The sequence below is a fragment of the Ochrobactrum sp. WV_118_8 genome (genome assembly GCF_039631535.1).
GTDB lineage: Bacteria > Pseudomonadota > Alphaproteobacteria > Rhizobiales > Rhizobiaceae > Brucella > Brucella anthropi.
Genome location: NZ_JBDIUZ010000001.1, coordinates 1,113,198 through 1,136,270, shown reverse-complemented (window position 1 = coordinate 1,136,270; position 23,073 = coordinate 1,113,198). Strand labels below are relative to the sequence as shown.

Genomic DNA, 23,073 nt, shown 5'->3' with positions numbered 1-23,073 from the left:
TCTCATACTTTGCTGATCTTTATCCCTTATCCCGCATCAAGCGAGCCTTTTCACGATTCCAGTCGCGCTTCTTTTCCGTCTCGCGCTTGTCGTGAGTCTTCTTGCCTCGCGCCAGCGCCAGTTCCAGCTTCGCGCGACCCCGATCATTGAAGTAAAGCTTCAATGGCACCACGGTCATCCCGTCGCGTGATACCGAGTTGAACAGGCGGGACATTTCGCGTTTGCTGATGAGCAGTTTGCGCAAGCGCCGCGGCTCGTGGTTGAAACGATTGCCCTGCGTATATTCCGGAATATAGGAATTGATAAGCCAGAACTCGCCATTCTCAAAGCTCGCATAGCTCTCCGCTATGTTGGACTGATTGGCGCGCAGCGACTTGACCTCGGTGCCGGTCAGGACGAGACCGGCTTCGAGCGTATCTAGAATTTCAAAATTGAAGCGCGCCTTGCGGTTTTCCGCGATGATTTTGCGCACAGGAGAATTCTTGGGCTTGTTCATGATGGCACCATATAATGTGCAATGCCTGAAATGAAAACGCTCCCGAAGCTACGGGAGCGTAAAAATCAGCGAAAGCGGTAAACTTGACGGGTCAGTTGACCAGACCCGCATGCTTCATGGCCTGATCGATCTTCTCTGCCGTCGCGGCTTCCACAGTCACCATCGGCGAGCGCAAGGCATTTTCCACGCGGCCGAGGCGCGACAGCGCATATTTCGGGCCTGACGGGTTTGGCTCGATGAAGAGTGCCTTGTGCAGCGGCATGAGGCGATCCTGCAATTCGAGTGCCTTGGAGAAATCGCCGGCCTGACATGCATCCTGGAATTCGGCGCAAAGACGCGGCGCAATGTTGGACGTCACCGAAATGCACCCTACCCCGCCATGGGCGTTGAAACCAAGAGCCGTTGCGTCTTCACCGGAAAGCTGGATGAAATCCTTGCCGCAGGTTGCGCGTTGTTCGGATACGCGCTCGATCTTGCCAGTCGCATCCTTGACGCCCACGATGTTCTTGTGATCGCGAACGAGTGCGCCCATCGTTTCCGGTGTCATGTCGACGATCGAACGACCGGGAATATTGTAGATGATGAGCGGGATCGAAATGGAGCGGGCCACACGCGAAAAATGTTCGTAAAGACCACGCTGGTTCGGCTTGTTGTAGTAAGGCGTGACGACGAGAACGGCATCAGCGCCAGCCTTTTCGGCATGTTGCGCCAGTTCGATCGCTTCCACAGTATTGTTGGAACCTGCACCGGCGATCACGGGAACGCGACCAGCTGCAACCTCAATGCAAACCTCAATGACGCGCTTGTGCTCGTCATGCGACAGGGTCGGTGTTTCACCAGTCGTGCCGACTGGGACGAGCCCTTTGGTGCCTTCTTCGATCTGCCAGTTTACAAATGCGCGAAAGGCTTTCTCGTCGAACGCTCCTTCGGAATCGAATGGCGTGACAAGCGCGGTAATTGAGCCCTTCAGCATTAGTGAACTCCTGAAAAAAGAAAGACTGGACCTCATTCCACCGATCAGCTTGGGATCACTCTGGGGCTTCTGACCGGGTTGAGGCGTTGCACAATAGTCTTGCCACACGAGTGGAGCAAGCGGGGTATACAGGCAAAACAAGGGCAATACGGCAGTTTTGCGACAAAATTTAAAGCGATCCCCAAGCTCCACCGGCTATTCGCTCGATTGCCTTTAGAAACATCGGCGGCCCGAAACAACCAAGATGCGGCAACACCGAAGCGATAACGCTTTATTAAGGATAGATTCATTCCTTGAGCCTATCCTCATCATTGAAATAGCCAGTCAAAAACCGGGCTAAGAAAAGCCGGATTTCAACAACATATTGCACATCAACCAAGTCTTTGTTCTAGTTAGCCAATGTCAAAACAAGTCGCAGCGATATCCCTGAAAAGAAAAGCTCTCCTCGCGAGTTGCTTTGTTGCGGTTGCTCTGCAGCCGGTGATTTCGCTCGCCCAATCCTCGCTGCCGTCCGGCGTTCCCACCCCGCTTGCGCGTCCCTTTGCACCGACGACGACACACCAGTCGCCGATGAATCTGGTGACACCGAAACCGCGTCCGGCCACGCCTGATCCGGTCGTGACGTCAGCAGTCAGCCGTATGGAAAACCCGGCAGCGATTGGTGGAACGCTGAAAAGCGGGCTTGATGCCCTTTCCTCCCGTGACACGGCAAGTGCTATCGCATTCCGCAACGGGATGCCTCGTGGTTCGCTTGACCGCCAGATTCTGACGTGGGCTATCGCGACATCCGGTCTTGATGGTGTGCCGAGCGCTGAAATTGCAGCGGCGGCAACAGATTTGCGCGGCTGGCCGGGGACATCGGTTCTGCGCCGTAACTCTGAACGGGCCTTGTTCAAGGAAAATCCAGCTCCTGCGACCGTAATCGCAACATTCGGCAATACGCGCCCGCAGACTACAGAAGGCATGATTCTTCTTGCCCGCTCCTATGTCAGCACTGGAAATGCGGGCAAAGCGCGCGAACTGCTTTCACCATGGTGGGCTACACAGCGCTTATCAGCCGATGACGAGCAAAAGATCCTGAAAGAGTTCTCTGACGTTCTGACGCGCGAAGATCATCAGCGCCGTATTCTGCGTTCTCTTTATAATGACCGTATGCAGTCCGCAAAACTGCTTGCAGGTCCGGCACAGGCCCAATCGCTTTACAACGCTTTTGCGGCAGTAGCACAGAAGTCTCCGAATGCCGCCAAGGCGATAGCGGGCGTCGACCGCACGTGGCAGGGAAACGCCGCCTATCAGTTCCTGAAGATTCGCTATCTGCGTCGCGCCGAACGCTATAACGAGGCGACAGACCTCATGCTCAAGGCACCACGTCAGGCGTCGGCGCTTGTCGATCCGGATGCCTGGTGGGTCGAACGCCGCATCCTGTCACGGGAACTGCTCGACCTTAGCAAACCGCAGCTCGCCTACAAGCTGGTTTCGGCCCACGCCGCCGAATCGCCCACAATGGCCGCAGAAGCGGAATTCCATGCCGGATGGTATGCACTGCGCGCCCTGAACCAGCCGAAGACGGCTGCGCCACATTTTGCCAAGATCGCAGAAATCTCCTCGCGTCCGATTTCGGCGTCTCGTGCTTTCTATTGGCTCGGACGGTCGGCCGAAGCAGGTAGCGGTGGCGATGCGCGCGACTATTATCGCCGCTCCGCCCATTTCGGCACAACATTTTACGGACAGCTTTCGGCAGCCAAACTGAGCGAAAAAGCACCTGAGCTTATCTATCCAAGACCAACGGAAGCGGATCGCGCGCGGTTTGCGGGCCGTCCCGCCGTGCAGGCAATCAAGCGGCTGGAACAGGTCGGCTATAGCAGTCGCGCAACGACGCTCTACAATCAGCTTTCGCAGGAACTCGACAGTGTCGGCGAACTGGCTCTGCTGGCGGTCATGGCCGAGCGCGACGAGAACCACTATCTGGCGCTGCGCGTCGGCAAAAATGCTGCATTGCGAGGTCTTGATGTTGGTGCTCTCTCGCATCCGCTTGGCGCAATTCCCGCCAATGCCAATATAAGCGGATCAGGTAAGGCTCTAGCCTATGCTATTGCCCGGCAGGAAAGTGAATTCAACGTCGGCGCGGTTTCAAAAGCTGGCGCACGCGGTCTGCTGCAACTTATGCCAGCAACGGCCAAAAGCGTGGCGACCCGCAACGGCATGAGCTTCTCCGCGCCACGCCTCACGACGGATGCAGGGTATAATGCGACGCTTGGCGCCCATTTCCTCGGCGAGCAGCTTGACCGTTTCAATGGGTCTTACGTTCTTACCTTCGCCGGTTACAATGCAGGCCCTCGCCGCGCATCCGAATGGGTCGAGAAATATGGCGATCCACGTGGCAAGCCTATCGATCAGGTCGTCGACTGGATCGAACGTATCCCCTACTCCGAGACACGCAACTATGTTCAGCGCGTGATGGAAAACTACGAAGTCTATAAGGCCCGCCTGACCGGAAGTGCGGATATACAGACCGATCTGATTTACGGTCGGCGCTAGAAAACTTCGCACTTATATTGAAATAGTAGAAATGCTCTGAAATGAAAAAGCAGGCTATTCGCCTGCTTTTTTTGTCCGTCGCGATCTTGGTTTGGTCGCTGTTTTGCCGGGCTTTTCCGATCTCCTAGCACTGGCTTTATTTGCTGCATTCGCCAGCTTGGTGGCTTGCCCGCTCCAGTCTTCGCGCTCCACACGGCGCGGAAAGCCTATGTTTCGCTCGATCCAGCGCGATTCGTCTTCATTCCAGCCGGCAATCTGGTCGTAATGAAACACGCCGATCCCGTTGAGCAATCCCTGAACCGCCCCGCCAATGCCCTTGATGACGGTAAGGTCATCAGGTTTTCCAAGGCGCGCAGCTTCCAAAAGCTCAGGTCGGCCCGGATCGCGTACAGGCTCGGCATTTGCCTCAGCCCCCGCCTTTTCCTCCCGAGAAGGCCAGTTCCCGACCACTTCAGCATCGGGCACAGCTTTCAACTGAAGCTTCTCCGGTTCACGCGGTTGGGATGAGATTTTGGGTTCTTCAGTTTTTGCCGGGGAAGAGATCTTATTTGACGCTTCCGGCTTTTCAGCAACTGGCAATGTCGCGTGTGCCGCTGCAATAATTGTACGCTCGTGATCCGGCATCGCCGCACTTCTGCGCCGCACGAAACGACCCAGAACACAGCCAATAACAAAAGCGATGGCAACAAGAACAGCCAGTTGAACAATCAGCAACGGCATATGGTTTCCTCGTACTCCAAATTACTCAAGCCTGACGAACATAATCGTCGTCAATTTTTCCCCGCCCCCAATTTGCCGCCACTATTTCGAACCGGTCAGCCAGCCCACACCCGCACCGATTAAAACCGCTACAACGAGAACCGGCCAAAACGATACGGCTAAATAAAGCATTGTCAGGTCCGCTTTCTATTCCGGAAATGGAACATATGATCCGCTATGCCTATTCATAAAGAGAAAGGAAAGGCTCGAACAGGCGGGCTGTCAATTCCGAACAGAAAACTAACAGGGGACGAAATTCGAGATTCCGTCAGCCTTCCTCGCCGTAAAAGCTAAGGTTCGCCAATCTCTACCCGTCCTGCCTTCAGAGCGAAAGGAAGCGGGGAGTGCAACCGGGATTCTATCTTTTGATAGCTGGCATCGTCTGCAGCTTTGCCTTTGACAGAGATGTTGAGGTCTGAAATCTCAATCTCTCCTTCCCGCAGAGCCGACAGAAATTGCAAGGCAAACTCCACCGAATCAACGAAATTCGCCGGGCTGCCTCGGCCTACGGCCATTTCATCATCAAGCGGGATGCCCCGAGCCGCACTTTCAGCCGCCGTCATGATACGGTCCCTGACATCATTATCAGGGACGGAACCAGATAGAATGATTCCGTCTGCACTCTTCTTTATCTGTAGCGAATAGGGCGACACGAGCGGAAGAACACTCGTCAGATCGGTGATTTCGCGAATCCCCCTCACCTGCTCCAGCACCATTTTCGCAGCGGATTGAGCCTCTGGATCGGGCGCAATACCTTTAAGCGTCACATCGCGACCGTCCACATCAAAGCCCGTCCATACATATGGAGCCAATGCTTCGCCGGTACGTGATGCAATATCCGTCTCGACCCGATCGGCACCAAACCAGAGCGCAAGCGCAGTCAGCGCTGTGGTCCACGTAACTCCGGGCCAAAACCATTTGAACATGTCGTGGCGTCTCCACGCTGGAAATTATCGAATGCGAAGCTGCGGAACACAAGCCGCTTTCTATTCGTACAAAGACCGAGATTTCGGTGAAAGCAAGATCGCAACCGTGAAAATCCGCAAACAAAAAACCCGGCAGCGATGCTGCCGGGTTCTTTGTGAACAATCCCAGAGGGATTAGAACGAGCGCTGGAAACGAACCATACCCTGGAAGGCATCCTTGCCGTCGAGGCTGATGTTTTCGTCGTCCCACTTGGTGTAGGAAACTTCCGGGGTGATCGTGAAACCAGGAACCAGTTCGTAAGCAACGTTTGCGGTTGCTGCGAAGGTCTTGGTGTCGTCGTAAGCGAGCTGCAGGTTGAAGGTAGCCTTTTCGGTTGCCTTGAATGCAGCGCCACCCCAGACAGCCCAGTCGCCGCCCCACGTGCCGTAGAAGCTGGTGATGCCACGGTAGGTGTAGAAACCGCCGTTACCATCCGACGTAGCGAAGTATTCGTCGTCGTTGGACTTGTAAGCGCCCTGTACCCAGACCGAGAAGCGATCCGTGATGTTGACGTCGCCGCGAACCTTACCGGCCCACTCTTCGTTACGAGCGTCGTAAGCTGCAACAGCTGCGATCGAGCCCCAGCCACCAGCGTACTTCAGACCGCCAACGATGTGCGGCGTGTAGTCGTTCAGCGTTACGTCAACGTCGGAGTCGCCGTTGCCGCCTTCTTCGAGCGACAGGATAGCCGAGAAGCCGTTGCCGCCGGTGAAGGTGTAGCTGATGAGGTTGGTGCGGTAGCCGCCAGCGAGGATCACGTCGTCGTTGATGACGTTGCCGAGGTAACCAGGGAAGGTTACGAAGGCCGATTCATCCAGACCAACGCGCAGGCCGCCGAGCTGGATGTAAGCATAACGCAGCGAGCTGTTTTCGCTCGAGCCGTATGCGTCTTCTTCGCCGTCGCCGCCGCCGTTCCAGTTGTAACGAAGTTCGGTGAAGGTCTTCAGAGTGCCGAGTTCGGTTTCCGAAGCGGTCGAGAAGCGGAGCGTTGCACGGGCGTTCTTGCCCCAGGTGTCACGGTCCAGATCGCCAGGCGTACGAGCGTAAACGCGATCGCCACCCTTTGCGTCGTAACGAACATAACCATGGATACGCAGGCAGGTTTCGGTGCCTGGGATGTAGAAGTAGCCAGCGCCGTAAGCATCGCAGACGCGGACATATTCAACGGCTTCTGGCTCTGGCGCGACGATTGCGTCGGCAGCCTGAGCGCCGGAAGCTGCAACCAGAGCTGCAGCGGAGCCAAGGAGAAGGCTCTTGATGTTCATTTCTGACCTCCAGTCAAAGTTAAAAATGGGTCTGGGCATTCTGATTTGGCTGAAGGACAACCTGTCCCCATCCCCTTTTGAAAAAGTCGCCCCGAAGCGCTCCTTCTTCTGGATGTGAAGATACTCGCCCGTTCCTTCGTTTCAACATCGAATACACTCTCCCAACCTTTCTGGTGCTTCTATGAGGGAGGGTTGTTGCAGAAAAGACACGAAATTGCCCGTTTCAGGGTGGGCTATTTAGAGTTTATTAACATGAGTGAACGCGAGTTAACGGGTCTTAACGCTTGAAAACACGCGATATTTGGCATCGTGGCGGTTTTCAGCCCGCGAATCCATGACTTCCCGTGCTCCGAGTGGAGAATATGTCAAAGCACCGTCGCGTATTGCCACATTAGCTGATTTGGGTGCGAATCTTTCTTGTTAAACAGCTCGAAATGAGGCTGCCGACGCCTGGTGAAAGCGGCCGATTCCACGCATATTCCTGATTGCGTATATATAAAGTGCGATAATTCGCAGGAAATTTTACCAGTTGGCGCGCAATTCGCTTGAAATGACAAAGCGTACCAGCTATCTCGCCCTTACCGGAGAGGTGGCCGAGTGGTCGAAGGCGCTCCCCTGCTAAGGGAGTAGACCTCATAAGGGTCTCGTGGGTTCGAATCCCATCCTCTCCGCCAGCTGCCTCAAGCAAATCTCTTCATAAAAATCAGATCCAGATTGCCACGCGATGTGCGATTCCGTGCTTTTACGCCCCGTATTCGACGCATGTCGGATCACTTCCGATTTGCTGACTTTTTGAGTTCCGAATCTGCAAACTCTATAACACATTGAAAATACTTATTTATTTCGAAAGCCTCCGATTCTTGACTGGAGGTCAGAAATGAACATCAAGAGCCTTCTCCTTGGCTCCGCTGCAGCTCTGGTTGCAGCTTCCGGCGCTCAGGCTGCCGACGCAATCGTCGCGCCAGAGCCAGAAGCCGTTGAATATGTCCGCGTCTGCGATGCTTACGGCGCTGGCTACTTCTACATCCCAGGCACCGAAACCTGCCTGCGTATTTCCGGTTACGTTCGTTACGACGTAAAGGGTGGCGATGATGCCTACTCCGGCGTTGAACTGGGTGGCTGGGTGAAGCGTGCACGTTTCGCACTGCGCACGCATACTGCGACTGAAACGGAACTGGGTACTCTTCGTACGTTTACCGAAAACCGCTTTCAGTGGGATGCCGTTCCAGGCAATCTCGGTGACACCGGTTTTGAAGGCTATGGTGCTGATCGTCAGTCGACCACGCTGCAATTCGCTTACATCGAACTGGGCGGCCTTCGCGTAGGTCTCGACGAATCGTCGTTCCATACGTTCACTGGCTATCTTGGCGATGTCATCAACGACGATGTTGTAGCTGCAGGTGCTTATCGTACTGGCAAGATTTCTTACACCTTCACTGGCGGCAACGGCTTCTCGGCAACTGTTGCTCTGGAAGAAGGCGGCGAAGGCTACGTTGTCAACGATTATGTTCCGCACGTTGTTGGTGGCGTGAAGTATGCCGGTGGCTGGGGTGCGATCGCAGCTGTAGTTGCTTATGACTCCGTTATTGAAGAATGGGCGGCTAAAGTTCGCGGTGACGTAAACCTCACCGACCAGTTCTCTGTCTGGGTACAGGCTGGTTATTCCTCGGAAGAGTCTGACGATCAGATGTATGGTCAGTGGGGCGGTGACTGGGCCGTCTGGGGTGGCTTGAAGTACAAGGCCTCTGAAAAGGCTGTCATCAACGTGCAGGCTGCATACGAAGACTGGGGCAAGACCGCAGTTACCGCAAACGTTGCCTATCAGCTGGTTCCGGGCTTCACCATTACGCCTGAAGTCTCTTACACCCGCTGGGACGATGACCATCCTCTGCGTGTTACCAAGGATGCATTCCAGGGCATGCTTCGCTTCCAGCGCTCGTTCTAATAAGAACGACGTTGAAAAAATGCGCCAACGGGAAACCGTTGGCGCTCATCCATTTGAAACACCGCTTACGATTAAGTGACACGATCCTTTCGAACAGGGAATTTCGAAAAGGATCGATAAACGAGGGGAATTCGGGGACGACAGAAAGCTGGGGGCAAACATGGTCTTTTAGAAAGGTCCAATCATGTCTCCGCATAAAGTTAGTTCACTTATCTTGTGCTCCGGGAATTATTTCATTAGTTGTACGTCCTACAAGAAGAAGGGGGGCGTGCAATGATCGTCGTTGGGGAAACGAAGATCGACACAGGCGACAAGTTTGCGCCGATAGTCGACTACAACTTAAAGTACACATCCAGCAAAAGTCCGAACCACCGGCTTGTCGAGCAATTTTCGGTGGCGGAACTGACGGGGAAATATGTCAACATCCTGTGGGATGATGGATCACACAAGTATAATGTGAAGTCGTTTCTCGGCGAGATTGATGAGATTTTGAAGGGCGAACGCTTTTCAGGTTTCGATCAGCAAATGCTTGATTCCGTCATCGGTTCGCTTCGTGAGCGTGGCAACAGCAATGCAACCATCAATCGAAAGATGGCTGCGCTGAGCAAGCTGCTGCGAAAGGCGCACAAGATGGGAGATATCTTTAATCTACCGGAATTCGTCCGGCAGAAGGAGCGTGTGGGACGTATTCGATTCCTCGAATATGAGGAAGAAAAGCGCCTGTTCGCCGCGATCAAGTCGCGCTGTGAAGACAGTTATCGGCTTTCCCTTTTTCTTGTCGACACGGGCTGCCGCCTTGGAGAAGCAATCGGTGTCACCTGGAACGATGTTCAAGATCAGCGGGTTACGTTCTGGCTCACCAAATCAAATCGCAGCCGCACTGTCCCACTCACCCGCCGTGCCCGCAAGGCTGCACATATCCCGCATGAGAAGCTCAAAGGCCCCTTCTCCATGCTCAATCAGGTCCGGTTCCGCCAGATCTGGAATGAAGCGAAGATGGAAGTCGGTCTTGGTACGGACGATCAGGTCGTTCCGCATATTTTACGTCATACCTGCGCATCCCGTCTCGTCCGGGGCGGGATCGATATCCGTCGTGTTCAGATGTGGCTGGGGCACCAGACACTCCAGATGACCATGCGTTACGCCCATTTGGCGACACATGATCTCGATTCATGCGTGAAAGTGCTCGAGGTCCACTAAAACGCATCTCGGAATGGGTAAACCGGTTTCGGACAAGGTGCGATATGGTTGAATGCTTGGAACGTCGATCTGATTCAATCAGATCGACAGGCGTTTTTGATGGCTCCGGCACTGCGCGTTGTGCTTGTGGTTGTGAGACACCGACGGTGCGCACGCGCGCCTGAGGCGTGCAGATGTTCGGGTTCCGACCCGTTTCACTCTGCAGATCCTTATCGTTTAACTCGATCGGCGGGCAGCAAGCCTGATCGTTCGCTTGGATTATTCAATCGACTAGAATCATTGTGATGGCACCAGTCACTACAAGTTGCTATGCCTTCCGAGCTGGACAGGCGTAGGTGGATAAGATTTTCTCCAGCTCTTCGACTGCCCTCCTCACACGTTGATGGACTGAGAATCGACTGGAAATCGCCATGGGATCGCCTCGCCTTACACCACTCGTCGCAAGCTTGCCTTCTACTGTTCCTTTTACCGGCCCCGAAACGCTGGAGCTACAGCGCGGAAAGCCTTTCAAGGCACGGGTCGGCGCGAATGAAAGCAGTTTTGGTCCAGCGCCGTCTGTCCTTGATGCAATTCGGACCGAAACGAGCGAAATCTGGAAGTATGGCGATCCTGAAAACTATGAACTGCGCCATGCCATTGCCGCACATCACGGCGTAAAGCCGCAACACATAATGCCGGGAGCAGGTGTCGACGCCTTGCTCGGGCTGGTAGTCAGACAATATGTTCAGGAAGGTGACAGGGTCATCAACTCGCTGGGCGGCTACCCAACCTTCAACTACCACGTTGCGGGTTATGGCGGAAACCTGGTTACTGTTCCTTATATCAACGACAAATCGAACCTCGACGGCCTGCTCGATGCGGCCCGCAAGCAAGATGCTGCAATTCTGTACCTCGCCAATCCGGACAATCCGATGGGAACCTGGCATATGGGTTCGGACATTCAATCCTTCATCGAGCGCGTTCCTGAAACCACCCTCCTCATTCTGGATGAAGCTTATTGCGAAACAGGGCCAGCGTCCGCCTTCCCGCCTTTTGAAACCGACCGACCCAACATTCTTCGGATGCGCACCTTCTCCAAGGCTTATGGTCTAGCGGGAATCCGATGTGGATATGTTGTCGGCAGCGCCGAAACCATCAAGTCTTTCGACAAGATTCGCGATCATTTCGCAGTGAATCGCCTTGCGCAGGCAGCAGCTATCGCCGCCCTCAAGGATCAAGCTTATCTGCGTGACGTAGTCGCGAAAATACAGGCAGGGCGCGATCGCATCGCTGCAATCGCTGAGGCAAACGGCCTTACAACCGTCCCATCTGCCACGAATTTTGTTGCCGTCGATTGCGGTAAGGATGGAGCATTCGCCACAGCAGTTCTCAACGAGCTAATCGCGCGTGACATCTTCGTGCGCAAACCCGGGGCACCGGTTCTCGACCGCTGTATTCGCGTGAGCGTCGGCATCGATGAGCAGCTCGATCTCTTTGAAGCTGCCCTACCCGCCGCTTTGGAGGATGCGCGCAAACACGCAGATACTCGTGAAACTGCCTGAACGGTGGAGCCATAGATGCAGATTCGATCCGATAGCCAGTATCCCAACATTCTTTTCAGCACGCTTGCCGGACTGTGCGGTGCCCTTGCAATTGCCGCTTATGCGGGCGCCGCCCATGGTGGAGAGAACCATCTGGGCAACATCGCTCCTCTGCTCCTCGGCCATGCGCCCGCATTTCTGGTCCTATCTCTCATTGTACCTTTCAGCCGTACCGCTTATCTGGGCGGCGCATTACTTGTGATCGGTCTCGCCTTATTCTGCGGCGACCTCTTCATGCGTGATATGATAGGCGACCGGCTCTTTCCAATGGCCGCGCCGACAGGTGGATCGTTGATGATACTTGGCTGGCTCGCAGTCGCGGTCGCGGGCTGGTTCTCACGAACCAAATAAGAAGGGGAAAATAGGCCCCTTCTTATTCGAATCGTCCTGATCAGATCAGGAATTGCCTTTCAGGCGTGCATTGCAGAGGCTGTAGTAACCGCCACCTTTTTGTATCCACTTCAAACCACCCAATGCATTGGCATCTTTCAGCCTATAATACTGCTCGAGGCAGGTGTGCATACGAGCCTTGCCAGCTGATTCGTTCGAAAACTTTGCAGAAACTGCCGTTGGAAATTTGACGCCTCTGGGCGCCGCAACCGTTGGGGCAGTTGGTTCACTGGTACCGTCGGTGCTGAAGGCAACTGGATCTGCACCAGGTCCGCATTCAGCCTTGCGGAAATCGTTCCATTTTGCAACATTGTCAACACCAGCGTCTTTTGCCGCCTGATACTTGGCGCTGCACTGCTTCATCGTTAAGCCCTTGGCGCTGTCATCAGCAGCAGTGCTTTTTGCCGTTTTCTTAGCTGGAGAAGCAGGTGCAGGAGCTGCGGCGGCATTTGCACCGCATTGCGCCTTGCGGAAATCGTTCCATTTCATACCGCCAAGCGTGCCAGCATCTTTGGCAGCTTGATATTTCGCGCTACATTCCTTCATTGTCAGGCCCTTGGCACTGTCGTCTGCGGCAGGGGCGGCTGCACTCTTGGTTGCCTTTTTGGCTGGAGCTGCCGGTGCTGCGGCAGCATCTGCATCATCACCGCATTGCGCCTTGCGGAAATCATTCCACCTCATGTCACCAAGCGTGCCAGCATCTTTGGCAGACTGATATTTTGCGCTACATTCTTTCATCGTCAGCGCATTAGCAGGCGATGAAAAGGCAAATGCAGCAGCACTCATGATGATGGCTGTGCCGGCCATGGCGGTGATGGTTCGAATTGACATCTTGTCACTCCCTATCGAATGCAGCTCTTTCGATCACTCGGCACTTTTACGCCTTGCGATCTTACTAATATAGAGGAACGGTAGATGTCATTGTTGCTCTGACCCGTTCCGTTTATACGCCAATATTGCGCTCCGCAAAGTTGACTGTCAATCATTTGGTCAATATTACCTTCAGCTCCAATACAAATTTTCTAACGGGCTTTCTTTGCTCGTTATGGTCATGCAGGTGCCATGAAGTAAAATTATAGTACTTCCTGCCTCATGTCCGATTTTTATTCGAACAGAGTTAAAATCCGGAGACGATGCAGGTGATAGAGCGGATCATGATCATAGGCGGCGCCGGTTCGGGAAAATCAAGCCTGGCACGTGCGCTCGGCGAGATTACCGGCTTACCGGTCATTCATATCGATACCCTCTACTGGCAGCCGTGCTGGACGATGCGCCCGCGTGACGAGATCAGCCGTCTCACCAACGAAGCAGCAGATCAGGACACATGGATATTCGAAGGCAATCATAGCGAAACTATGATTTATCGTGCATCGCGAGCCGATACGCTCGTTTTTCTCGATATATCGACTGTGCGTCGCCTGTGGCGCGTACTCAAAAGAACCGTAATCCATTACGGACGCTCACGCCCGGATATGGCGGAAGGTTGTGTGGAGCGTTTCGACTGGGACTTCCTGAAATGGGTGGCAGGCTATCGCAAGAACGGTCGCATTCGCGCACTGGCCTTTCTGGAAAGTGCGCCTCAGCATCTCGCCAAGCGTCATTTGCGCAGCCCTCATGACGTCAAACGCTTCCTCGCGCAGATGACGCACGAAATAAATCAAAACAAACAGCCTTCGCAATCGCGATAAATCTACAAACACGACCGTGAAATAACAATCTTTCAAGCCGTGCGAAGCGTCAAAACGGCTGTTATATTTAACCGTCTCCCAAGACTTGACGCCGCGTGCTTTGACCCAACCCTCTGCACAGCGCGAATGCATGACAAGCCGGAATTCATTCCGGCACCGTAATCTATTTGCCGGATTACCGGCTTCTCGCTGTTCTGGAGTTTCCACGTGGCCGATATCGCAGATAACGCCGCCCCGCTCATCGATGCGTCGAAAGCCGCCGCATCAGACCGTCACCGCCTCTATGAAGATGCGATGGCTATGCTGATCGGCACGTCCTTCATTGCGCTCGGCATTACGCTTTATAGTCAGGCTATGCTGATGACCGGCAGCACGGCTGGTATCGCCCTTCTCATCCAGTATGCAACAGGCACGGAATTCGGATTGCTCTATTTCCTGATCAATCTGCCATTCTATTATTTCGCCGTGCGTCGAATGGGTTGGGCGTTCACCATCAGAACCTTTGTCGCAGTGGCCATGATGTCGGGCTTTGCTCGACTGATGCCCATGAGTGTCGATTTCTCAAGCGTCAATCCGCTCTTCGCAGCACTCATGGGCGGCACCCTGATGGGTATGGGGGTGCTGGCACTTTTCCGGCACCGCTCCGGCGTCGGCGGCGTCAATATATTGGCGCTCTATCTACAGGACGCTTATGGGATAAGAGCCGGCTGGTTTCAGCTCGGCCTCGATGTCCTTATCATGCTGATCTCGCTGTTCTTTATCCCGTGGGAAAACATGGTGCTTTCCCTGATCGGAGCGATTGCCATGAACCTCATCATCGCAATCAACCACAAACCGGGCCGGTATCTCGGTATAAGCTGAGTCAACAAAAAAGCCGCCTTGAAGGCGGCTTTTTTCATAACGACTATCTTGCCAGTCAGTGGGCGGTCATCCACTCACGCGCACCGCGCAGCGCTGCTGCCAGTTCGCCCTTGCTCATCGTCGCTGCCACCTGATTGCGCATACGGGCGGCCTTCTCGCTGCCGCGGATGGCGGCAATGTTCAGCCACTTGTGGGCTTCCACCACGTCGATCTCGCAATCACGGCCGATGGCAAATTTCATGCCCATTTCGAGAAGAATGCGATCCTGTGCGATTGCGTTGTGCGTATTCGAGAAGCTCTGAAACTGTGCCATTTTTCTCTGTCCCTGTTAAATCCCGAGAACCGTCCAGTCTTTATTTTCAAAGCCTGATTTCATTGCTTTGAAACTGCCGTCTCTGTCGTTCCGTTCATGCTCTCAAATCTACGGGAAAGGGTTGAAATGCGCGTTAAACCAGATGCTTAACGAGCAACCAACAAAATCCGAACAAGGGGTAAACTTGGGATTTTGTTAAACATGCAAGTGTCGCCGATTGCTTGATTTTTGCAAAAATTCGATTCAAATCCGCACGGTCGAACGAAACCAGTTGCTAACTATAGACAACATTCGAATGCGGCTGTGTGTGTAAAAAGGGCAGTATTTCAGGTGCCAAGCGAGACACAAATATCCCTCTTCCGCTTCGCCAAAAACTGGTTTACGTTTACGTTTGCGTAAGCTTGACGGATGTTCGAGGAGGGCTTCTGTCTCAAACTTCAAAACGCATCACAGCGGTTTCATCGTTGCGACCGGCAAAGCCGGGACTGGCGGCGATTTGGGAGGAAAGAATGATCCGCACACTTATTCTTGGAATGACGCTTGCAGCCACTTTTGCCGCCCCTGCCCTTGCCGACGAAGGGATCGTCGGCACGTGGAAGCGCCCGAACGGCACGATCATCAGCTATGCGTCCTGCGGCGCCAACAAGTTCTGCGGTACGGTGCAGACCGGCGAGTACAAGGGCAAGTCCATCGGCACGATGTCAGGCACGGGCGGCAGCTACAAGGGTGAGGTCAACAAGCTCGACGAGGGCAAAACCTATACCGGCAAAGCCAGCGTCAAGGGCAACACGCTTTCACTTTCCGGCTGCGTGATGGGCGGCCTGATCTGCAAGAGCGAGAGCCTCACGCGCCAGTAATATTCAGTGGCATCCAGAATAAGAAAGGGCAGCCTCGAAGCTGCCCTTTCTTTTGATCGCTTATTCAGCGTGCCTTTTGGCCAAAGAGAATTTTCTGGGCTTCCTTGTCCGTCGCCAGATTGGATTTTTCTCGCTCTTCTTTCCCGACAAGCAGACCACGCTGAACCGCAGGGCGCGCATTCATTGTCTCATGCCAGCGCTTCAGATTCGGGAAATCATCCAGGTTCTGGTCGTAGTTCTTATGGGCATTGATCCAGCCGATCGAAGCCATGTCGGCAATTGAATATTCGCCTGCAATGTATTCCTTGCCTTCAAGCTGCGTGTTCAACACACCATAGAGACGGTTAACCTCGTTGGTATAGCGGTCGATGCCGTACTGAACCTTTTCCGGCGCATAGACACGGAAATGCCCGGCCTGCCCGGACATCGGGCCGAGGCCACCCATCTGCCACATCAGCCATTCGTCAACTGCGACGCGCTTGCGTTCGTCGGTCGGATAGAACTTACCGAACTTCCGCCCGAGATACTGCAGTATAGCTCCAGACTCGAACACCGAGATCGGCTGGCCGCCCGGCCCTTCCGGATCGATGATGGCGGGCATACGGTTGTTAGGAGCAATCTTCAAAAAGTCCGGCTGAAACTGATCGCCCTTGCCGATATTGACATACTTGACCTCGTAGGGAACGCCCAGCTCTTCCAGCATAATGCTGATCTTGAAACCGTTCGGTGTCGGCCAATAATACAACTCGATGGGCTTGGTCTGTTCGGCCATGGGCTCTCTCCCGCTGATCCTGACGTTGAGCGGGACTTATGTTCCCGCATTCCAATGATGGAAAACATAAGTCCCTTTCCAGCAGGCACAAGAGCCACACACCGCAATAAACGGAACATCAATATTTTTGAACGCCGCATGAACGACCCTCTCAGGGAGGGTTCAGGCGCAATGGCTAAATTGATGAGGGAGAACAGAAATCATTACGGCTTTGGGGGCCAACCGGTATGCTTCGACGTTTAACAATTGTCTGCCTGATGATCGCTGGCTTTGCCGCTGTTGCCAGCATTTTCGCTGACCAGAGGTACAACCTCTACCGGGATCAACCGGTAATCGGACCTGTCGCCGCGTTCACCCAGAAGCCTGTCGGAGAGCGGCCATGAAAAAAACCCGGACCATCGCCGCAATCGCCCTTCGGGTTTTCTTTTTCACCGCCATTTTCACCGGTCCGGCAGCCACCTTCGCCTACACGCAGATTGGCCAGCATTCCCAGATGAGCGGCATCGGCCTCGTGCTTTATGTAAGCCTGCAACGCGTCGCATAAACTGGGTCATATACCAGTCATGGACTCTGCTATACTAGGCCATGACACAGCGAATCGAACATCCTTTTTTGACCGAGATCAAAACGCCTTCGACCGTTGATCCGGAGGTTTTCACCGATGCCGGTGCGGCGGTTGCCGCCCTGCAAAAGCTCTATGATCGCAACACGGCTTTCCTGCGCGATGCGTTCGAGAAGGTTGCCCGTGGCGAAATTCCACCGCAGCGTTACCGCGCTTATTATCCCGAGATCTGTCTATCCACATCCAGCTTCGCTCATGTGGATTCACGGCTGGCCTATGGCCATGTCTCGACGCCAGGTGATTATTCCGCAAACATCACGCGGCCCGACTTGTTCGATCATTATCTGAACGAGCAGATTCGCCTCCTGATGCGCAATCACGGTGTGACCGTGACCGTGAAGGAATCGTCGACGCCGATCCCGATCCATTTTGCCTTCAAGGAAGGCACCTATGTCGAGGCTTCCGTCGCCAACGCCTTCACGCATCCGCTGCGTGATCTGTTCGATGTACCCGATCTGGCGGCGACCGACGACAAGATCGTCAATGCCGATTTCGAGCCCGCCCCCGGCGAACCGATGCCGCTTGCACCATTCACTGCCCAGCGCGTCGATTATTCACTGCATCGGCTGGCGCACTACACGGCGACAAGCCCGGCGCATTTCCAGAACTTCGTGCTGTTCACAAACTACCAGTTTTATATGGACGAGTTCTGCGCCTATGCCCGCGAATTGATGGCAGAAGGCGGCGGCGGTTATGAACAGTTCGTTGAACCGGGCAATCTGATTACGCGCGCGGGCGAGACCGAACCAAGCAGTGGCAGCCCTCTGCCCCGCCTGCCGCAGATGCCAGCTTATCACCTGCAACGGGGCGACCATTCGGGCATCACGATGGTCAATATTGGCGTGGGACCGTCCAATGCCAAGACCATAACCGACCATATTGCAGTGCTTCGCCCTCACGCATGGCTTATGCTCGGTCATTGCGCTGGCCTTCGCAACAGCCAACAGCTTGGCGATTACGTTTTGGCACACGCCTATATGCGTGAGGACCATGTTCTCGATGACGATCTGCCCGTCTGGGTGCCATTGCCGGCACTTGCGGAAATTCAGGTTGCGCTGGAAGAAGCCGTCGAGGAAATCACCGGTCTGGAAGGTTATGATTTGAAACAGATCATGCGTACCGGTACGGTCGCGACCATTGATAATCGCAACTGGGAACTGCGCGACCAGCGCGGCCCGGTGCAGCGCCTTTCACAGGCGCGTGCTGTCGCACTTGATATGGAATCAGCCACAATTGCGGCCAATGGTTTCCGTTTCCGTGTGCCTTACGGCACCCTGCTCTGTGTTTCCGACAAGCCGCTGCACGGCGAACTGAAACTGCCGGGCATGGCGACCGAATTTTACAAGCGGCAGGTGGCACAGCATCTGCGCATCGGCATCCGCGCGATGGAAAAAATTGCGGCCATGCCGGATGAGCGGCTGCATTCCCGCAAGCTTCGCAGCTTCTACGAGACGGCTTTCCAGTGACGCTAGGGGAATAGGGTGGTAAGACAGTAGAGCAATATGTTGGTTAGCAACAGATGATGCTCTTAACATACTGCCTTACTCCCCTAACGCCCTATTGCCTTCACCTCCATCATCGCGCCGTATTCGATAGCTAGAGGCATTTCATGTCGAAAAGCCGTGAAAACCTTTCATTCCTGTTGCTGCTGGCTGCTGTCGCGCTGTCGGTTCCGCTCGTGCTGGGATTTCTTGGAGCGGTGCACCCGGCTCTCGATTCCTTTTCGCATTTTCGAGCTCATCTGTCCGTCCTGCTGGCAGTGCTGACCATTCCCTTGCTTTTCACCAAGATGCGGCGTGAGGCGGCGATGCTGCTACTCTTTGCCGTCATGGCTCTAAGCACGACTGTTGGTGCTGCACGTGATTTCCTGAGCGGCTCCACCGGCGCCCATGCGCAGGAACAAGGCGGCGCACGCTACCGTCTCGTCCAGATCAATTTGCGCGAAGACAATCCCGAACCGAAACGCATTCTCCAGATGATCGCGCGGGAGAAGCCGGACGTCATCACCTATGAGGAGGCGAGCGACCAATGGACCAAGTGGCTCACCATTCTCCAAGGCTCCTATCCCTACCATCTCAATTGTGCTGATGATCCCAACACATGGGGCGTGGGCATCCTTTCGAAGCGGCCTTTCAGCGAAGATGCACAGACGGCCTGTGTCGGCGATGGTTTGCTCGCAATTGCGCCGATCAATTTCGGCGGAACGACCGTGCATGTCGCAGCACTGCACTTTTCATGGCCATGGCCGCGCTGGCAGCCCTATCAACTCCGCTACATCGAACCAGAACTGCAGAAGCTGAAAGGCCCTCTGGTCGTCGCCGGTGACTTCAATGCAGCGCCGTGGAGCAATGCCGTTCGCCGCGTCGAACGTGCCTCAGGCACCCGCCATATGACCGGTATTGGCGGCACGTGGATGACGCACCTACTGCCTGTTAAGCTCGCTCCTTATATCGGCCTGCCGATTGATCAGATACTCGTAAGCCCTGAAATCGGAGGGGCGGAGGTTTCGGCTCGCGAAGATGCCGGCTCCGATCATCTGCCAGTGCGGCTCGATTTTTCCGTTCCACCACCCGTTCGGCCAGATGAAGAAGAACCGGAAACCCAGTCCGTCATGCTGCAATAAAAAAGGCGGTCCCAGACCGCCTTTTTCTCGTGTCATCACGTAAACATTACATGTTCACGTAAACAGGTCCCTCACCACCTTGTGGCGGCACCCAGTTGATATTCTGGTTCGGGTCCTTGATGTCGCAAGTCTTGCAGTGCACGCAGTTCTGAGCGTTGATGACAAACCGCACATCCTTTGCCTGCGGATCAGCTGCGGAGTTGCCGTCGGCATCCACCCATTCATAAACACCCGCAGGGCAGTAACGCGTCGACGGACCAGCGAAGACGTCGTGTTCGGAAGTCTGCTGCAATTTCATGTCGCGAACCTGAAGATGCACAGGCTCGTTCTCGTCATGGTTCGTGTTCGACAGGAACACCGACGACAGACGATCAAAGGTCAGAACGCCATCCGGCTTCGGATAATCGATCTTCGCGTGTTTTGCAGCCGGCTCAAGCGACTGCGCGTCGGTCTTGCCATGCTTCAGCGTTCCAAAGATGGAGAAACCGAAAAGCTGGTTGGTCCACATATCGAGACCACCGAGCGCCACGCCGGCAATCGTGCCGAACTTCGACCACAGCGGCTTGACGTTGCGCACCCGCTTCAAATCCGTGCCGATCAGGCTTGAACGCCAATTGTTCTCGATCTCGACCGGCTCGTCATTGGCGCGGCCTGCGGTAATTGCCTCGGCGATCTTGTCGGCAGCGAGAATGCCGGAAAGAACCGCATTGTGGCTGCCCTTGATGCGCGGCACGTTGACCAGACCAGCCGAGCAGCCGATGAGCGCTCCACCCGGGAACGACAGCTTTGGCACCGACTGGAAGCCACCTTCGGTAATCGCACGTGCGCCATAGGAAAGACGCTTGCCACCCTCAAAGACATCCTTGATGGCCGGATGCGTCTTGAAACGCTGGAACTCTTCAAACGGCGACAGATACGGGTTCTTGTAGTTGAGATGCAGCACGAAACCGACCGCAACCATATTGTCTTCCAGATGATAAAGGAACGAGCCGCCGCCCGTCTTCATGTCGAGCGGCCAGCCGAAGGAGTGCTGGACCAGACCCGGCTTGTGCTTGGAAGGATCAACCTGCCATAGTTCCTTGAGGCCAATACCGTATTTCGCCGGTTCACGGCCTTCGTCGAGCTTGAACTTGGTGATCAGCTGCTTGGCAAGCGAGCCGCGCGCGCCTTCGCCGACCAGCGTATATTTGCCGAGCAGCGCCATGCCGCGCGTGTAGTTCGGCCCATGCGTTCCGTCGCGCTCGACGCCCATATCGCCAGTGGCGACGCCGATGACCGCGCCCTCGTCATTGTAGAGCACCTCGGTTGCTGCAAAACCCGGATAGATTTCTACGCCAAGTTCTTCGGCTTTGGTGCCGAGCCAGCGGCAGACATTGCCCAGAGACACAATGTAATTGCCATGATTGCTCATCAGAGGCGGCATGGCGAAATTCGGCAGGCGTACTGAACCTGCGGGCCCCAGCACGAGGAAATGATCGGCAGTAACCGGCGTCTTGAAAGGGTGCCCCTCTTCCTCGCGCCAGCCCGGCAGAAGCTGGTCGATACCTACCGGATCAACGACAGCGCCGGAAAGAATATGCGCGCCGACTTCCCCGCCCTTTTCGAGGACGACGACGGACAGCTCTGGATTCGCCAGCTTCAAACGGATTGCCGCAGCAAGGCCAGCAGGGCCTGCGCCGACGATCACAACGTCGAATTCCATGCTCTCGCGTTCGGGAAGCTCCTGGTTTGCATATTCTGGGGCTTCAGACATTCATCCCTCCGTCCGGTGTAACATCGTCTTCTCACTAAGATAGCCCAGACGACGCATCCAATTGTTTTTGTGCATGATCTAATCGCGAATACCCATGAACCGACTGCCCGTCAGCACTGGCGGTACGAAAAGATCGCCGTTTCCCCGTATTCTGCCTTACCCTGTCGCAGAGTTGGAGACTGCCGCAAATGCGTCCAATTGTCCAAAACAGGCGTCCTACGTCCTCAAATTGATTTACCTTAACGTAAACGTCAAATTCATTCCATTCAAGAAGCCGCGATGAAGATTTGTTTGTGATGATAGAAGAAGCATGTCCTCATGTCATGTCAGGACCATGTTCGCACCTTGCCTGGCTATATGCGCATCAAACAGGGTATGAACTGTCACTAACAGGCCAAACGAACCCTAAATCTAAACCGGGCTCTTGCATTCACCTGCAAAATTCGCCACCTCAGAGGTGAGGTAGATAATGGCTGATAATCGCGAAACGCTGGATATTGAAGGTTTGCTCCGCTTCTATGCGGAGGCAGGCATTGACATGCCGCTTTCCGAAACGCCGATAGACCGGTTTGCAGAGCCTCAACGCCCTGCCTCTTCGCAGCCAACGGCGCAGATGCCGAATTCGCCTGAGCGCGCCCGGCAGCAACAACCGCGCCCAGCGCCGGCCCCCGCCCCCACCAGCAAGCCTGTTCAAGCCGCAGCCGACCTTCCCGATACGGCGCAGATTGCGCTCGCACGCGAAGCGGCGGCACAGGCTTCAACGCTGGAGGAATTGCGGGAGAAGCTTGCGGCATTCGACGGCTGCAACCTGAAATTCACGGCGAAGAACCTTTGTTTCGCCGATGGTGATCCGTCATCCGACATCATGTTCATCGGTGAAGCGCCCGGACGGGATGAGGATATGGAAGGATTGCCGTTTGTCGGAAAATCCGGACAGCTTCTCAATCGCATGATCGAATCCATCGGCCTGAAGCGAGAAAGCGTCTACATCGCCAACACGATCCCGTGGCGTCCGCCCGGCAACCGCACGCCGACACCGCTTGAGACGGAACTTTGTCGGCCATTCATCGAACGACAGATCGAGCTTGCCTCACCGAAAGTTCTGGTTGCCCTGGGCGGTCCTGCGGGCAAGGCCCTCACCGGCGCGACGGAAGGCATCCTTCGCCTGCGCGGCAACTGGAAAATTCATCATACGCCCAACGGCCTCGAAATTCCTGTCATGCCGACCCTGCACCCGGCCTATCTTCTACGAACGCCGGCACAAAAGCGTTTTGCATGGCGCGATTTTCTGGCTGTGAAGCTGAAATTGGCCGAATTGATGAGTTGAAATCTTTTTAGTTCAGTGGCATCGGCAGGCGACGCAGGCGGCATTGTCACCAACATGCCGCAAACTTGTTCTATTTCGCCGCTTGCCAAACCGCCTTTCGGCGACAAGTAGCCCTAAATTCAGTTTCCCCATGGGATTTCACTGT

Annotated in this window: 21 protein-coding genes and 1 tRNA gene; 13 read left to right on the top strand and 9 right to left on the bottom strand. The window is 54.8% G+C overall.

The features are described from left to right. Window positions 1-19: 19 nt before the first annotated feature. Both smpB and dapA read right to left on the bottom strand, forming a co-directional pair. Window positions 20-496, bottom strand: a complete 477-nt coding sequence (gene smpB, locus ABDF71_RS05400) for an SsrA-binding protein SmpB (RefSeq protein WP_010661627.1) — start codon at window positions 494-496, stop codon at window positions 20-22. Between the two features lie 91 nt (window positions 497-587). Continuing rightward, window positions 588-1,469, bottom strand: coding sequence for a 4-hydroxy-tetrahydrodipicolinate synthase (gene dapA, locus ABDF71_RS05395; RefSeq protein ID WP_010661626.1), 882 nt, complete (start codon window positions 1,467-1,469; stop codon window positions 588-590). A gap of 399 nt (window positions 1,470-1,868) precedes the next feature. Between dapA and ABDF71_RS05390 the strand changes: the two genes are divergently transcribed. Then, a complete protein-coding gene (locus tag ABDF71_RS05390) occupies window positions 1,869-4,007 on the top strand; it encodes a lytic transglycosylase domain-containing protein (protein WP_500061258.1) in 2,139 nt (712 codons plus the stop codon). A 54-nt stretch (window positions 4,008-4,061) separates the two neighbouring features. On the opposite strand, the gene ABDF71_RS05385 is transcribed toward ABDF71_RS05390, so the two are convergent. From ABDF71_RS05385 to ABDF71_RS05375, 3 genes are all read right to left on the bottom strand, one after another. After that, the gene (locus tag ABDF71_RS05385; RefSeq protein ID WP_094514886.1) at window positions 4,062-4,727 is read right to left on the bottom strand and encodes a helix-hairpin-helix domain-containing protein; all 666 of its coding nucleotides are present in this window, start codon (window positions 4,725-4,727) and stop codon (window positions 4,062-4,064) included. A 329-nt stretch (window positions 4,728-5,056) separates the two neighbouring features. Then, window positions 5,057-5,692 carry a BON domain-containing protein gene (locus tag ABDF71_RS05380; protein WP_353405111.1) on the bottom strand — a complete coding sequence of 212 codons (636 nt, stop codon included), beginning with the start codon at window positions 5,690-5,692 and terminating at the stop codon, window positions 5,057-5,059. A gap of 174 nt (window positions 5,693-5,866) precedes the next feature. Further along, window positions 5,867-6,997 carry a porin gene (locus ABDF71_RS05375; protein WP_353405109.1) on the bottom strand — a complete coding sequence of 377 codons (1,131 nt, stop codon included), beginning with the start codon at window positions 6,995-6,997 and terminating at the stop codon, window positions 5,867-5,869. A gap of 583 nt (window positions 6,998-7,580) precedes the next feature. Here ABDF71_RS05375 and ABDF71_RS05370 point away from each other — a divergent pair. The 5 genes from ABDF71_RS05370 to ABDF71_RS05350 all read left to right on the top strand — a co-directional run bounded on the left by ABDF71_RS05370 (window position 7,581) and on the right by ABDF71_RS05350 (window position 12,073). Continuing rightward, a tRNA-Ser gene (locus ABDF71_RS05370) sits at window positions 7,581-7,671 on the top strand. Window positions 7,672-7,874: 203 nt separating this feature from the next. Continuing rightward, on the top strand, window positions 7,875-8,942 hold the full coding sequence (locus ABDF71_RS05365; protein ID WP_040129537.1) for a porin: 1,068 nt from the start codon (window positions 7,875-7,877) through the stop codon (window positions 8,940-8,942). A 273-nt stretch (window positions 8,943-9,215) separates the two neighbouring features. Next, window positions 9,216-10,142: a tyrosine-type recombinase/integrase gene (locus ABDF71_RS05360; RefSeq protein WP_029925277.1), complete on the top strand. Its 927-nt coding sequence runs from the start codon at window positions 9,216-9,218 to the stop codon at window positions 10,140-10,142. Between the two features lie 410 nt (window positions 10,143-10,552). Next, complete coding sequence (locus tag ABDF71_RS05355; RefSeq protein ID WP_012092425.1) at window positions 10,553-11,683, top strand: pyridoxal phosphate-dependent aminotransferase; 1,131 nt, start codon at window positions 10,553-10,555, stop codon at window positions 11,681-11,683. Window positions 11,684-11,698: 15 nt separating this feature from the next. Beyond that, entirely contained in the window at window positions 11,699-12,073 is a 375-nt protein-coding gene (locus tag ABDF71_RS05350; RefSeq protein WP_012092426.1) for a DUF423 domain-containing protein, read from the top strand. Between the two features lie 45 nt (window positions 12,074-12,118). On the opposite strand, the gene ABDF71_RS05345 is transcribed toward ABDF71_RS05350, so the two are convergent. Beyond that, window positions 12,119-12,943: an antifreeze protein gene (locus ABDF71_RS05345; RefSeq protein WP_279676340.1), complete on the bottom strand. Its 825-nt coding sequence runs from the start codon at window positions 12,941-12,943 to the stop codon at window positions 12,119-12,121. A 323-nt stretch (window positions 12,944-13,266) separates the two neighbouring features. Between ABDF71_RS05345 and ABDF71_RS05340 the strand changes: the two genes are divergently transcribed. Beyond that, window positions 13,267-13,800 carry a P-loop NTPase family protein gene (locus ABDF71_RS05340; RefSeq protein ID WP_235691885.1) on the top strand — a complete coding sequence of 178 codons (534 nt, stop codon included), beginning with the start codon at window positions 13,267-13,269 and terminating at the stop codon, window positions 13,798-13,800. Between the two features lie 207 nt (window positions 13,801-14,007). Continuing rightward, window positions 14,008-14,661, top strand: a complete 654-nt coding sequence (locus ABDF71_RS05335) for a YitT family protein (protein ID WP_012092428.1) — start codon at window positions 14,008-14,010, stop codon at window positions 14,659-14,661. A gap of 55 nt (window positions 14,662-14,716) precedes the next feature. On the opposite strand, the gene ABDF71_RS05330 is transcribed toward ABDF71_RS05335, so the two are convergent. Continuing rightward, window positions 14,717-14,974, bottom strand: a complete 258-nt coding sequence (locus ABDF71_RS05330) for a sel1 repeat family protein (protein WP_279676343.1) — start codon at window positions 14,972-14,974, stop codon at window positions 14,717-14,719. Between the two features lie 509 nt (window positions 14,975-15,483). On the opposite strand from ABDF71_RS05330, the gene ABDF71_RS05325 reads away from it, so the two are divergent. Beyond that, entirely contained in the window at window positions 15,484-15,831 is a 348-nt protein-coding gene (locus ABDF71_RS05325; RefSeq protein WP_010661613.1) for a DUF2147 domain-containing protein, read from the top strand. 64 nt (window positions 15,832-15,895) lie between these two features. Here ABDF71_RS05325 and ABDF71_RS05320 read toward each other — a convergent pair whose 3' ends face one another. After that, the gene (locus ABDF71_RS05320; protein ID WP_012092429.1) at window positions 15,896-16,603 is read right to left on the bottom strand and encodes a glutathione binding-like protein; all 708 of its coding nucleotides are present in this window, start codon (window positions 16,601-16,603) and stop codon (window positions 15,896-15,898) included. Window positions 16,604-16,982: 379 nt separating this feature from the next. Here ABDF71_RS05320 and ABDF71_RS05315 point away from each other — a divergent pair, with 379 nt between their 5' ends. The 3 genes from ABDF71_RS05315 (at window position 16,983) to ABDF71_RS05305 (ending at window position 19,848) form a co-directional block, all read left to right on the top strand. Continuing rightward, complete coding sequence (locus ABDF71_RS05315) at window positions 16,983-17,147, top strand: hypothetical protein (RefSeq protein ID WP_162998228.1); 165 nt, start codon at window positions 16,983-16,985, stop codon at window positions 17,145-17,147. 41 nt (window positions 17,148-17,188) lie between these two features. Beyond that, the gene (locus ABDF71_RS05310; protein ID WP_012092430.1) at window positions 17,189-18,691 is read left to right on the top strand and encodes an AMP nucleosidase; all 1,503 of its coding nucleotides are present in this window, start codon (window positions 17,189-17,191) and stop codon (window positions 18,689-18,691) included. 143 nt (window positions 18,692-18,834) lie between these two features. After that, complete coding sequence (locus tag ABDF71_RS05305) at window positions 18,835-19,848, top strand: endonuclease/exonuclease/phosphatase family protein (RefSeq protein ID WP_012092431.1); 1,014 nt, start codon at window positions 18,835-18,837, stop codon at window positions 19,846-19,848. Between the two features lie 46 nt (window positions 19,849-19,894). On the opposite strand, the gene ABDF71_RS05300 is transcribed toward ABDF71_RS05305, so the two are convergent. Continuing rightward, the gene (locus ABDF71_RS05300; protein ID WP_279676345.1) at window positions 19,895-21,601 is read right to left on the bottom strand and encodes an electron transfer flavoprotein-ubiquinone oxidoreductase; all 1,707 of its coding nucleotides are present in this window, start codon (window positions 21,599-21,601) and stop codon (window positions 19,895-19,897) included. A gap of 469 nt (window positions 21,602-22,070) precedes the next feature. Between ABDF71_RS05300 and ABDF71_RS05295 the strand changes: the two genes are divergently transcribed. Beyond that, entirely contained in the window at window positions 22,071-22,928 is an 858-nt protein-coding gene (locus ABDF71_RS05295; protein ID WP_094513285.1) for a uracil-DNA glycosylase, read from the top strand. Window positions 22,929-23,073 lie beyond the last annotated feature (145 nt).